Raw genomic sequence first — 13,006 nt, 5'->3', positions numbered from 1 at the left:
CAGAAATTGGTATGACTTGAAATTAAATTTCTTCCTGCTATAATAAAGGGTGAAGATATGTTTTTTGTGTTTGGTCTTTAAGAGAGTGCTTGGCCGGTGAGAAAGCACAGACCTATCAAAAGATACTCCTTCCTAGCTTTTATGCAAACATAAAACGGTGGCCACGATATAGCCGATCTAAGGTCTAGGCTGAGTTTTTGTCCTAGATAAATGAAGGTGGAACCACGTTGCGACGTCCTTTTAGGAGGTCGCTTTTATTTTTTACAAAAAAGAGAGGCTTTCAATGTTAACAGATGAACTTATTAGTCGCAGCTCAGCGATTCGACAGGCGTATCATGAATTAGAAATCAAGCATCATGAGTCCAAATGGACGGTAGAAGAAGACCTCCTGGCTCTTAGTAATGATATTGGCAATCTCCAGCGTCTAGTGATGACCAAACGGGGTCGTTATTATGATGAAACGCCCTATACTTTGGAACAAAAATTAGCTGAAAATATCTGGTGGCTGCTGGAATTAGCCGACCGTTTGGATGTAGATATTCAGACAGAAATAGAGACTTTTCTGTCTGAGAAGGAAAAGCAGCTACATATTGACGACTAAAGTGAGCTAATTATCACTATTTTCGCCGAGTAAGAGGAGCGACAAAGTCTCCAATTATAGCAATGAAATGACTTGGTCAGCCGCAGCTTGCCTGCCGACCACTAAAGGTATACAGACAAAAAATTTATAGAAAGGAACTGAACCCGTCCGGAAAACTCGGAAAAAAGATAAACTGCTTAGGAAATCAGGATTTCCTATCAGTTTCTTATTCTTCAGTTGTTTTCTTGTCGGACTTGGTATCTTAATTATGATAAACATTACTTTCCCAGATGGAGCTATACGCGAATTTGAATCTGGTACGACTACTTTTGCAATTGCACAATCTATCAGTAACTCTCTGGCTAAAAAAACCTTAGCTGGTAAATTCAATGACAAATTGATTGATACAACTCGAGCTATAACAGAAGATGGTAGTCTTGAAATTGTGACACCTGATCATGAGGATGCTCTGCCTATTTTGCGCCACTCGGCAGCCCATCTGTTTGCCCAAGCAGCTAAGCGTCTCTTCCCCGATATTCATTTAGGTGTCGGTCCAGCTATTGAAGATGGTTTTTACTACGATACCGATAATGAAGCTGGTCAAATTAAAGATGAGGATCTGCCTCGTATCGAAGAGGAAATGAAGAAAATCATCAAAGAAAACTTCCCATCAATCCGTGAAGAAGTGACTAAGGATGAGGCAAGGGAAATCTTTGAGAACGACCCTTATAAATTAGAGTTGATTGAGGAACATTCCGAAGATGAAGGTGGTTTGACCATCTATCGTCAAGGAGAATATGTCGACCTTTGCCGCGGTCCTCACGTGCCTTCAACAGGTCGTATCCAAGTCTTTAAACTGCTCAATGTAGCTGGTGCTTATTGGCGTGGTAATAGTGATAATGCTATGATGCAGCGGGTTTATGGTACTGCTTGGTTTGATAAGAAGGATCTCAAAGCCTATCTTCAACGATTGGAGGAAGCTAAGGAACGCGATCACCGTAAATTGGGTAAAGAGTTGGATTTGTTCATGATCAATCCTGAAGTCGGTCAAGGTCTACCATTCTGGCTGCCAAACGGTGCAACAATCCGCCGTACCTTAGAACGTTATATTACAGACAAGGAATTGGCATCGGGTTACCAACATGTTTATACGCCACCAATGGCCTCAGTTGATTTTTACAAAACTTCAGGTCACTGGGACCATTATCGTGAAGATATGTTCCCAACTATGGATATGGGAGAAGGAGAGGAATTTGTTCTTCGTCCAATGAACTGTCCGCACCATATTGAAGTATATAAACACCATGTACATTCATATCGCGAATTGCCAATTCGTATTGCTGAACTTGGCATGATGCACCGCTATGAAAAATCTGGCGCCCTTTCTGGTTTGCAACGGGTGCGTGAAATGACTTTGAATGATGGTCATATTTTTGTGACACCAGAACAAATTCAAGAAGAATTCAAACGGGCCTTGCAGTTAATTCTTGATGTTTACGAAGACTTTAACTTGACGGATTATCGTTTCCGTCTGTCCTACCGTGATCCTGAAGACACCCACAAATATTATGATAATGACGCTATGTGGGAAAATGCACAGCGTATGCTGAAAGATGCTATGGATGATATGGGATTGGACTACTTCGAAGCAGAAGGAGAAGCAGCCTTTTACGGTCCAAAACTTGATATCCAAGTGAAGACTGCCCTCGGTAATGAGGAAACCCTCTCGACCATCCAGTTAGACTTCTTGTTGCCAGAGCGCTTTGATCTTAAATATACGGGTGCCGATGGGGAAGAACATCGTCCTGTGATGATTCACCGCGGAGTTATCTCAACCATGGAACGCTTCACTGCTATCTTGATTGAAACCTATAAAGGGGCTTTTCCAACTTGGTTGGCCCCACAACAAGTTTCGGTAATTCCAATCTCTAATGAGGCTCACCTCAACTATGCTTGGGAAGTTGCTAGGACTCTCAAAGATCACGGTATTCGCATAGAAGTAGACGACCGCAACGAAAAAATGCAATACAAGATCCGCGCTTCACAAACGCAAAAAATTCCTTATCAATTGATTGTTGGGGACAAGGAAATGGAAGAAAGAGCGGTCAATGTCCGTCGTTACGGTAGCAAAATCACTCATACTGAAAGCATCGCAGAATTTATTGACAACATCCTAGCAGATATTGCGAGAAAATCTAAACCCGCCGAATAATGAATGAGTCACAAAAGAAGTCTCTTAAGGCTTCTTTTTGCTATAATCGTATTGTCAAACGATTGAGAAGTACAGTGATCAAATAACTTTCAGAAAGTGTAAGGAGAAAATGTGTCAGATAAAGAATTAGAAAATTTGGTTTTAACGAAATTTGAAAAGAGAAGATCGATTTTCCTAAACCAACGATGTAAAAGATTCTTCTGGGTGTGATTAGGGTTGAGGATTTGTGAAAGAAAATATTAAGTTAGCAGAAAAGGAGTTGTCATGAGATTATGGATTTTATTGTAACGACTAGTCTTGGTCAAAATCCCTCATTGGTTCAACAAGCTAGGGAACTAGCCCAACAGTATGGCGTGATTTATATTGAGCGACGCAAACGTTCTATCCGTAAACTTCTAGCAATCTATGATAAGGGGATACTGACTGTTTATCAGGATCAACTAGTTTTTGTCAACCGAGATGGGAGTAAGCTCTATTTTCATCCCGATACGGCTATGCTCCGTATTAAGGCTCAACACGATCCCTTGCTGGATCTTCTAGGAGTTACTCCAAAAATTGTTTTGGATACGACAATGGGTATTGCTAGCGATAGTCTAGTGATGGCTTATGCTGGACATCTGGTTACTGCACTAGAGTCTAATCCCCTCATCTATTTGGTAGTCAGTCAGGGACTGCAGCGATTTGTGTCAGAGAATCCTCAACTCAATCAGGCTATGCGCTCTATAAAAACGATCAATCAAGAGGCTACTAGTTATTTGAGTAAGCAGCCTGATAAGAGTATTGATATTGTTTATATAGACCCTATGTTTTCTGAAAAGATTGTTGAATCTAGCAATCTTGAAGCATTGAGCCCCTTGGCAAACACGAGTCCCCTAAGCTATGACTTGATGAAGGAAGCCCAGCGCGTGGCTAAAGAAAAAATTATTATCAAAGCCCATTTTCGAGACTCAGTTTTTGAAGAATTTGGTTTTGAGCGTCAACTTAAACCTAGTCAGAAATTTCATTACGGTTTTAAAAAGTTGATATAAAAAGACGAATAGAAAACCAGAATATAAAATTCTTGAGTTTCTATTCGTCTTTTATTATGATGGCTCTCCTTGGTTATCTAGGTAAGAGGTATCATTCCAGCGAATTAATTCAAAGTGCTGACCATCTGGACTATCTAAAATGGTCAGGCTCCCATTATCCAATCCCCCATTTTCCCGTAATTGTGCAGGTTCTAAACCAAGAAGATAATTGATAGCAGCCGTAAAACAGGCGCCATGGCCAACCAAGAGGACATTTTGATCGGTTTGATAATCTAGGCCTGCTACGAATTTAGCCACTCTTTGCGTAGCCTGATAGACCGATTCAGCTCCGAAAAAGGTATTGTCAAATTTGGCTAGATTATGGCGAAAAGCCTGCATCTGTTTGGGATAAATAGAAGTGACCGTCGAAATCTTATGACCTTCTAACCGTCCTAAGCCCCATTCCCTCAGAGCTTTTTCCGGAAAGATATCAGTAGAGAATCGATTCTCCTTATTAATGATTAAGGCTGTTTCCTTGGCTCGTTTAAGGTCGCTGGTATAGATCTTATCAAAACGAATATCTGATAGATAGCGACCTAGTTCTGTTAGATCCCGAATAGATTGTTCTAAAAGTGGTGAATCTCCATTAGCTCCTTGAAAACGTCCCTCTAGATTCCACTGAGTTTTACCGTGTCTGACAAAATATAAGCGCATGTTTTCTCCTAATTAAATTTCTGTAATAGTAACACCGAAAGGTAAGAGGCTGATTCCAGCCATTTTGATAGATTGTAGAGCGAAGGGGATGCCGATAATTGTAAGGCAAAGCAGGGCGGAACTGACTAGATGCATAAGTGCTAACTCCCAGCCAAAGAGGAAAATCCAAATAAGATTAAAGAGTAGATTTGAAAAACGAGAAGACGGAACAATTGTTTTGCCAAAAGGGAAAAAACCGAAACTTCCAATTTTAAAGCATTGTAAACCAAAGGGTATCCCAATGATTGTGAGGCAGAGCAGTATCCCAATGGCATACCAAGCGAGCCCCGACCACAATCCTGAGCAGAGAAACCAAATTAAATTACCTAATAGGCGCATAATTACTCCTTAATATCTGCAAAATCTGCCGAGACAAAATCAGCTAACTCTTGGCTATCAATGCGAATGGAACGCTTTAATTCTCCAGCTGATACAATCATCTTTCCCATGCTCAAGGCACTATTATCAATATAGATAGGGAAGCGATGCTTCTGGCGGATACCAACGGGATTGTTGGCCCCGTGGATATAGCCAGTTGTATTTTCCAGATCTTTTTGTGGAATCATACTCACTTTTTTATTGCCTGAAATCTTGGCTAATTTCTTTTCGGATAGATGCTCTGTGATGGGAAGAATGCCGATAATCGGACCGGTTTTGTCACCAGTTAGCGCTAAAGTTTTAAAAATATTAGCTGCTTCAATACCCTCAGGATAGTCACCATCAAGTCCATTAAAATCCAGGGAATCATGTTGAATTTTAGCCTTGTCCAGAATCTGATCGACCAAGGTCTTTTTGATTTTAGCTTTTTTCGCCATTATTTCCTCTAAAAATCACTAATCTTTCTGCTCCATTATAGCATATTACAGCTGATTATAGTAGGTCTGTACTAGTTGGATAAAATCCTCTTCATCATAGCTACTACCAAAGAATTGACCGGCAGAATCGGACCAATAGTCCTTGGGATCAATATGGTTGGTTCCGCCAAGATAACGAGAAACTCTATCGTGGGTCCAAACTGTTCCGGATCCATCTTTCTTGCCTAAAGTTACCGCCAAATTGTTAATTTTGAGCATATAGGCCGTATAATAAGCAGCATTGGCAATTTGTTTGGTGAAAGCTTGCTTGGTATAGACATGGGTCATCTCGAACTGCAGGTAATAGGGATTGGCTTCAAGGCCTGCTCCCTGGGCTTCGTAATTAGGGTTGGCAATGGTCATAATCGTTTTGTCATCAATAAAAGTATGGACAAAGACTCCACTGTCAGCGTACTGATTTTCCATATGAGTAATTTCATCTTTGACAGTAGAATTTTCTGTTCCAGTATCATGAATAACAATACCAGCCGCTTTTCCTGTTTTTGTCTGGTAGGGTGATTTTTTAAAACCAGAATAAATATTTTCTTTTATTTCGACCTTGGGGTAATCTAGACGTGCAATGTAGGCATTGACGGGATTATCTTGTTTTAAGGCTAGGGACTTGGCTTGGATATAAAAGATCTCATCATCAATCTTGATTCGGGCGTAAACCTGTTTTTCCATCCTGTGTTTAACAACATCGTAACCGATCACTGTTAAAGGCGTCCCTGATGAGACAACAGCAGTTCCCTTGAGCGTATGAATATCAGTATAAACAGCACTCGTCTGTTTAGCATGAGAAGTCATCTGAATGTCAGCTTGGTAAGAATACATAAGTTCTGATTTGCCGTAAAAAACATAGGCTTTCAAAAGGAAGATACTGAGACCAAGAGTTATGATAATACCGGCCCCTGCTAGTAGATATTCTCTGCCATATTTACTCTTTTTTATCCCAGTCCAGCTTTTGAAAATGCTCGTGCTCATTGTTTTCTTTTCCCTTTTGATTAGCGTTTAAAATAAGGTTGGGACAAAAAGTCTCCAACCTTGGTGATTTAGCGATGACGTCTAGTTGTTACTCCTTGATGTCACCAAAGAGCTTTTCAAATACCTGACGTGTGTCTTTATTAGGGTTGATTTGATTCAAGTCAACGGCTCCATCAAAGCCTGGCAACCAACCTTGAGAAGTATACTGATGAAGGTCATAATCAACATCGGTCTCTGGCTGTGCTTCATAATAACCAGTATCAGAGCCATAAGTTGGCAGCCAGACAGAGTCAAACTTTTTCACTGAAATTTCCTGCTCAGTCATGAAATAAGTCCCAATATAAATTCCTACTTTTTGAGCTCCTAGACGCTTTAATTCAGCGCGGAAGGCTTCAACTCCTTTATCCATATTTTTCATGGTCTCTTCTTCGACATCAATCCAATAATAGGTAGGTTTATAAGGGGAGGCGTTCTTATAGAAAGTTTGGGCTTCTTGCTTCATTTCCTTAACAGAGCCCCCCAGAGCATAGCTATAAACAGCTACGGGGACATCACGCTTTTGTAATTCTTCAATATGTGTCTTGAACGATTTATCAATACCAGTCGAATGGGCAGCATTGCTATCCTTGGAGATTTGAGAACCACCATAAACACGTACTATAGCCCCTGAGATATTCTGAGATAGGGTGTCATAATCGATTTGTTTAGGAAGCTGCCAGCCCGATAAATCAACAATCGGATCAAGATTTAAGTTATCGTCGTCCGATGAACTAGGCGCTGATGTCTTTGAGCGAGGTGTTGACGTTGCAGAAGGAATAGTCTTTTTAGCAGACTCTAGGGTAGAGTTCTGTAGATTATTGGCTGTCACAGCTGCAATACTCAAGAAAATCCCAATCAAACCTAGAAAGACATAAACGACAATCGGTTTAATTCTTTTTCTCATTAAAAACTATTGTAGCGTAAAAGTCTAAAAAAATCAAAGTTGTATAACTGAAATAGGTTGCTTTGAGAATAGAATCATTAATTAGTGACTCTATGAGAATAAAAAAATCTGATGTATAGTTAATAACTATGTAAAATAATAAAAAATATATATTTTACAACTATATAGCTTAGTGATAAAATAAGGGCAATTATCAGGATGTTCCTATCCTGATAAAGGCATAATATGAAGGAGAAGCGATTATGACGAAAATTAAATACCATTTTGACCATGTAGGAAGCTATTTACGACCAGCAGACTTGAAAGAAGCGCGTGAACAATACGCCGCAGGAGAGCTTAGCCAGCAAGAGCTTTTGACTATCCAAGATAAATTGGTAGCTAATCTTGTCAGTCATGAGATTGAAAATGGGCTCAAGGTTGTCTCTGATGGTGAATTTGGTCGCTCTTGGTGGCATCTTGATTTTCTATGGAATTTAAATGGTTTTGAAGCTTATCAACAAAAAGATTCTTATAAATTCCACGGGGCTAAGACTCGGACAACCAATGTTCGTTTAAATGGTAAAGTGACTGAAAATCCTCAGCACCCTTTCTATCGTGATTTTGAGTACTTAAAATCTATCACACCCAACGGTATCACTCCCAAGGTGACTATTCCAAGTCCATCTTTAGTCATTGAACGTGATTATCGCAGTGATTTGGCTTTGGATTATTATGGCAGTTGGACGGACTTTTTAGATGGTCTGGCTCAGGCCTACCACGATACCATTCAACATTTTTATGACCTAGGTGCTCGCTATGTCCAACTGGATGATACGACTTGGGGTTATCTCATCCAACAATTTGAAGACCATAAAAATGATCCGGAAGAAACTGCTCGCTTACAAAAAATAGCTAAAGATGATGTCTACACTATCAATAAAGCTCTAGCTGGACTGCCAGAAGATCTAACCTTGGCTACCCATATCTGTCGTGGCAACTTTAAGTCTACCTATCTATTTGAAGGTGGTTATGATACGGTAGCTAAATATCTCGGTCAGCTCAATTATGATATTTTCTTCTTAGAATATGATGATGCCCGCAGCGGGAGCTTTGCTCCTCTGACAGATATTTGGAATGGTCGTAAGCAGGTCCAATTGATTCTAGGGGTGATTACTTCTAAGAGTCCTGTCCTTGAAGATGTAGATCAAGTAATTGCTCGTATCCAAGAAGCAGCTCGGCTAATCCCTCTTGAGAATCTTGGTATTTCAACCCAGTGCGGTTTTGCCTCGACTGAGGAAGGCAATATCTTAACCGAAGCCGATGAATGGAAGAAACTCCAACTGATTCGAACGATTACCCAAAAGGTATGGGGAGACGGTGAGTAAATAAGATAACTCACCCAATGATTTTTCCATCGTCCTCTAAAAAGAATAATGAGTGCTCCACTACTGTGATGTTGCTATCAGAGTTTGTCAATATCACTGTGTGGGGTATTTTTTAGCACATCAAAACTTTTAGGATTTATTTCACTAAGTCCTTGCATTTATTAGTTTAAAATTGAAGTATTTTACCGACTTGACAGCCCTAGTTTTCTATCATAGACTAATAGAAGTAGTGAAAGGAGGTGCTATGGCGCTTAAGAGATTGACCCGACTGGCTCTGTTGACGGCTCTGTGTATTGTGCTGAGAGAGGCTTTTTCAAGTTTACCCAATATTCAGCCCATCACTGCTATCTTTTTGGTGGTGACCATTGCTTATGGCCTGTGGGATGGAATCTTTTTGTCGAGTTTGACCATGGTGTTGACAGGTTTCTTGATAGGTTTTGGTGAAGTCGTTGCCAGACAAATGCTAGTCTTTGCCCTGCTTTGTATCATCTGGTATTTCAGCTATCCATTCTTAAAACAATTGCCATTTAAGCTATCAGCCTCTCTCCAGATTATCGTAGTAGCCTGTCTTTCTATTTTATATGGTATCTTGCTAGATATTGGCTCAGCCTACATTTACAATGTGCCAGTCTGGACCTACATTTTAAATGGTATTTACTTCAATTTTTTACACGCTATTTCCACCGCCCTATTCTATCCCATTATCTTAACTATTTTTAGGAGGCTCCCCCATGAAAAAAATATTGACTAGTTTGGCTATCGTTCTATCCCTCTTGCTTTTGGTGGCTTGTGGTAATGCTAAGTCTGATAAGACAGCTGACAATAGTAAAGCTGACTCAGATAATAAGATAACCCTCATCATCAAATCGAATGACGGTGAGAAGAACCAAGACCTCATTTTTAAAAAAGGGGATACGGTAATGGATGTCTTAAAGGCTCATGCCAAGGTTGAGGAAAAAAATGGTTTCATCACCTCAATCAATGGAACAGCACAAGATGAATCTGCCGGGAAATATTGGATGTTCAAAATCAATGATAAGCTCGCACCTAAGGCTGCTAACCAAATTAAGGTTAAGAACGGCGATAAGATTGAATTTTATCAGGATGTTTATAAATAAGTCCAGAAGCTAGGGATACCTGGCTTCTATATTTTTTAAATTTTAATAAGTGTTTGCAATCTATTGGATAGTTTATGGAAAAAAAGGGGAAAATTATAGGAAATTCTGCTACAATAACTATAAATGTTTTTACAAAGGAGAAGGCAGTGCCGGATATCAAACTAGTCGCTACAGATATGGATGGAACCTTTTTACAGGAAGATGGTAGTTTCGACGAAGAACGTCTACATAGGCTGTTAAGAGCCTATAAAAGGCAGGGAAAGCTTTTTACCGTAGCCAGTGGTCGCTCCATGTTAGCCTTGAAAAAGATCTTTGCAGGATTTGAGCATGATATGGCTTTTGTCGCCGAAAATGGATCTTTCGTTCAGTACGATGGGCAGGTCCTTTTTGAAGCTCAAATGGATGAGGCTTTCTATATGCGTATTGCTCAGCAGCTGGATGTCTTACCTGATATGACCGGATACCTCTTATCCGGTCGAAAGGGAGCTTATACTTTAGAAAGTTCATCCCCAGACTACATTGAATTTGTTAAGCATTATTATGAAAATGTCCAGCCTGTCGATAGTTTAGCTGACCTTGATGATGATATTTTTAAAATAACAGTCAACTTTACTCAGAAAACTGTGGCTGATCGTGAATCTTGGCTTAATGAGCATTTATCAGGAGCCATTGCCTTGACGACCGGTTTTAAGTCTGTGGATATTATCTTGTTAGACGTTGATAAATCAACCGGTTTGAAATCCATGTGTCAGGAACTAGGCATAGAAGCAAGTCAGGTCATTGCTTTTGGTGATAATATGAATGATTATCAGATGATGCAGTTTGCTGGAACAGCCATTGCTACAGCTAATGCCCGTCAAGAAATTAAAGATCTAGCCAATGAGGTTATCGGTCACTGCAATGATCAAGCGGTTATTAGTTATATGGAAGGATTGATAGAATAAATGACAGATATCAAACTCTTGGCGCTAGATTTAGATGGCACCTTGTTTAATAGTAAAAAAGAAGTGACCCCAGAAAATATTAGAGCCTTGAAAGAAGCCCATCAACAAGGTATCAAGGTTGTTATTACTACAGGTCGACCACTAGCAGCTATTGGTAACTTGTTGGAAGAACTAGGCTTGAATAACTCCGATGATTACAGCATCACCTTCAATGGGGGTTTGGTGCAACGCAATAATGGTAAAGTCCTAGCCAAGAAGGCACTTAGTCTTGAGGATTTAGAAGCCATTCATGATGTTTTGTCGCCCTTAGGTCTACCTGTTGATATTCTCAGTGAGGGAATTGTCTATAGTATTCCTAGTCAGGGGTACAAGTCTCTCTACCATACGGCGAACCCTCTGTTGACTTTTGTCGAAATTGCTAGCTTAGCCGATCTCCCAAGAGATATTGTCTACAATAAGATCGTGACGGTCTGTGACGCAGCCTATTTGGATGAGCGGATTGCTCTGTTACCAGCTAAATTTCGTGAAGATTATGAAGTGTTTAAGTCGCGTGATATTATTCTGGAGATTATGCCAAAGGGTGTTCATAAGGCGATAGGCTTACAACTACTTTGCCAACATCTCGGCCTTGATAGACGTCAGGTTATGGCCGTTGGTGATGAGGAAAATGACTTAAGCATGATAGAATGGGCTGGTCTTGGTGTCGCTATGGCTAATGGAGTTCCTAGCGTCAAAGCCAAAGCTAATGTTGTTACTACAAGAACCAATGAGGAATCCGGTGTTACTCAAGCTGTTAATCACTATATTTTACACAAGTAAGGAGATATTATGGGATTATTTGACCGCTTATTTGGAAACAATCAAGAAAACTCAGACAAACCATCAGAAGTGTCCCAAACAACTGTTCAAGAAACAGATGAGCATTCAGTAGGAACAGATAAACCTTTACCGTCTGATCAGTCAATTACTTCAGAGTTAGCAGAAAAAGTTAGCAGTAAGGATGCTTCAGCCGAATCCACTGAAGAGGCTTCTGCAAAGGCTGTTGAAAATTTTATGGCTGAATATTATGCTCATAAGGCAGCCCTAGAAGCTAAAATGGCTGAAACTGCTGAACAAACTGAAGATAATGAAGCCGAGCCAGAGCAAGGTAGCCAACTAGATCAAGGATATTCAGAAACAAGTGAACAAGAGTCTGAAATAAAGACTGACGAAACTTCTCAATCGGATGAAGAAGTCGTGATGGCTCAAGCAACTGCCAAAGAAGAAGTCGTTTCGAATCAATCCAGCCTTGAAGAAAATCAAGAAACTGAGCAGGAAAAATACAACCGCAGCCTTAAAAAGACTCGAACAGGCTTTGGAGCTAGGCTCAATGCTTTCTTCGCTAATTTCCGTCGAGTTGATGAAGAGTTTTTTGAAGAGTTAGAAGAATTGCTCATTCTTTCCGATGTCGGCGTTCAGGTTGCAACTAATTTGACAGAGGATCTTCGGTCTGAGGTCAAGTTGGAAAATGCCAAGAAAAAAGAAGATATTCGTCGCGTTGTCATTGAAAAGCTAGTTGATATCTATGAAAAAGATGGACAATTCAATGAGCAGATCAATTTCCAAGATGGCCTAACTGTTATGCTTTTTGTCGGTGTCAATGGTGTTGGGAAAACGACTTCTATCGGAAAACTAGCTCATAAATACAAAGGAGAAGGCAAGAAGGTCATGCTGGTTGCTGCTGATACCTTCCGTGCTGGAGCTGTGGCTCAATTGGTTGAATGGGGGCGTCGCGTTGATGTTCCTGTTATCACAGGGCCTGAAAAATCTGATCCAGCTAGTGTTGTTTTCAATGGAATGGAGCAGGCTGTTGCGCAAGGCGTTGATATCCTTTTGATTGATACAGCTGGTCGTCTGCAAAATAAGGATAATCTTATGGCAGAGCTAGAAAAGATTGGTCGCATTGTCAAACGGGTAGTGCCGGATGCACCGCATGAAACTCTGTTAGCTCTTGATGCTTCAACTGGGCAAAATGCCCTCAGTCAAGCTAAGGAGTTTTCAAAAATCACTCCTTTGACAGGTATCGTGCTAACGAAAATTGATGGAACAGCCAAAGGCGGTGTCGTTTTGGCCATTCGTGAAGAATTAGATATTCCAGTTAAGTTTATCGGTTTTGGTGAAAAAATTGATGATATCGGTGAATTTCAGTCTGAAGAATTTATGCAAGGTCTTTTGTCTGGAATTATTTAAAATGATTGATAAGAGTAA

At 40.2% G+C, this 13,006-nt stretch carries 14 protein-coding genes; 9 read left to right on the top strand and 5 right to left on the bottom strand.

Annotated elements, in window-relative coordinates; translation table 11 throughout:
* Window positions 1-283: 283 nt before the first annotated feature.
* The 3 genes from ACFOSE_RS01185 (at window position 284) to ACFOSE_RS01175 (ending at window position 3,820) form a co-directional block, all read left to right on the top strand.
* On the top strand, window positions 284-601 hold the full coding sequence (locus ACFOSE_RS01185; protein WP_380429412.1) for a MazG-like protein: 318 nt from the start codon (window positions 284-286) through the stop codon (window positions 599-601).
* Between the two features lie 247 nt (window positions 602-848).
* Window positions 849-2,792, top strand: a complete 1,944-nt coding sequence (gene thrS, locus ACFOSE_RS01180) for a threonine--tRNA ligase (protein WP_380429410.1) — start codon at window positions 849-851, stop codon at window positions 2,790-2,792.
* A gap of 272 nt (window positions 2,793-3,064) precedes the next feature.
* On the top strand, window positions 3,065-3,820 hold the full coding sequence (locus ACFOSE_RS01175) for a class I SAM-dependent methyltransferase (RefSeq protein WP_380429408.1): 756 nt from the start codon (window positions 3,065-3,067) through the stop codon (window positions 3,818-3,820).
* A 54-nt stretch (window positions 3,821-3,874) separates the two neighbouring features.
* Here ACFOSE_RS01175 and ACFOSE_RS01170 read toward each other — a convergent pair whose 3' ends face one another.
* The 5 genes from ACFOSE_RS01170 to ACFOSE_RS01150 all read right to left on the bottom strand — a co-directional run bounded on the left by ACFOSE_RS01170 (window position 3,875) and on the right by ACFOSE_RS01150 (window position 7,333).
* A complete protein-coding gene (locus tag ACFOSE_RS01170; protein WP_380429406.1) occupies window positions 3,875-4,513 on the bottom strand; it encodes a histidine phosphatase family protein in 639 nt (212 codons plus the stop codon).
* A 12-nt stretch (window positions 4,514-4,525) separates the two neighbouring features.
* Entirely contained in the window at window positions 4,526-4,891 is a 366-nt protein-coding gene (locus tag ACFOSE_RS01165) for a YccF domain-containing protein (RefSeq protein ID WP_380429403.1), read from the bottom strand.
* 2 nt (window positions 4,892-4,893) lie between these two features.
* Window positions 4,894-5,367, bottom strand: a complete 474-nt coding sequence (locus tag ACFOSE_RS01160) for an aminoacyl-tRNA deacylase (protein WP_380429401.1) — start codon at window positions 5,365-5,367, stop codon at window positions 4,894-4,896.
* Between the two features lie 45 nt (window positions 5,368-5,412).
* On the bottom strand, window positions 5,413-6,390 hold the full coding sequence (locus ACFOSE_RS01155) for an N-acetylmuramoyl-L-alanine amidase (RefSeq protein WP_380429398.1): 978 nt from the start codon (window positions 6,388-6,390) through the stop codon (window positions 5,413-5,415).
* Window positions 6,391-6,478: 88 nt separating this feature from the next.
* Window positions 6,479-7,333 (bottom strand): glycoside hydrolase family 25 protein, encoded by an 855-nt coding sequence (locus ACFOSE_RS01150; protein ID WP_380429396.1) that lies wholly within the window; start codon window positions 7,331-7,333, stop codon window positions 6,479-6,481.
* Window positions 7,334-7,575: 242 nt separating this feature from the next.
* Between ACFOSE_RS01150 and ACFOSE_RS01145 the strand changes: the two genes are divergently transcribed.
* From ACFOSE_RS01145 to ftsY, 6 genes are all read left to right on the top strand, one after another.
* Window positions 7,576-8,697, top strand: a complete 1,122-nt coding sequence (locus ACFOSE_RS01145) for a vitamin B12 independent methionine synthase (protein WP_380429394.1) — start codon at window positions 7,576-7,578, stop codon at window positions 8,695-8,697.
* 244 nt (window positions 8,698-8,941) lie between these two features.
* The gene (locus ACFOSE_RS01140; protein ID WP_380429391.1) at window positions 8,942-9,448 is read left to right on the top strand and encodes an ECF transporter S component; all 507 of its coding nucleotides are present in this window, start codon (window positions 8,942-8,944) and stop codon (window positions 9,446-9,448) included.
* Window positions 9,429-9,815 (top strand): DUF4430 domain-containing protein, encoded by a 387-nt coding sequence (locus ACFOSE_RS01135; protein WP_380429388.1) that lies wholly within the window; start codon window positions 9,429-9,431, stop codon window positions 9,813-9,815. Before ACFOSE_RS01140 ends, ACFOSE_RS01135 begins: the two co-directional genes overlap by 20 nt.
* A gap of 146 nt (window positions 9,816-9,961) precedes the next feature.
* Window positions 9,962-10,759, top strand: coding sequence for a Cof-type HAD-IIB family hydrolase (locus ACFOSE_RS01130; RefSeq protein WP_380429385.1), 798 nt, complete (start codon window positions 9,962-9,964; stop codon window positions 10,757-10,759).
* Window positions 10,760-11,578, top strand: coding sequence for a Cof-type HAD-IIB family hydrolase (locus ACFOSE_RS01125; RefSeq protein WP_380429382.1), 819 nt, complete (start codon window positions 10,760-10,762; stop codon window positions 11,576-11,578).
* A 9-nt stretch (window positions 11,579-11,587) separates the two neighbouring features.
* Window positions 11,588-12,988 carry a signal recognition particle-docking protein FtsY gene (gene ftsY, locus ACFOSE_RS01120; protein ID WP_380429379.1) on the top strand — a complete coding sequence of 467 codons (1,401 nt, stop codon included), beginning with the start codon at window positions 11,588-11,590 and terminating at the stop codon, window positions 12,986-12,988.
* Window positions 12,989-13,006 lie beyond the last annotated feature (18 nt).

This window comes from Streptococcus dentapri (genome assembly GCF_042649885.1).
In the GTDB taxonomy this organism is placed as follows: domain Bacteria; phylum Bacillota; class Bacilli; order Lactobacillales; family Streptococcaceae; genus Streptococcus; species Streptococcus dentapri.
This window is presented reverse-complemented; position numbering and strand designations above follow the sequence as displayed.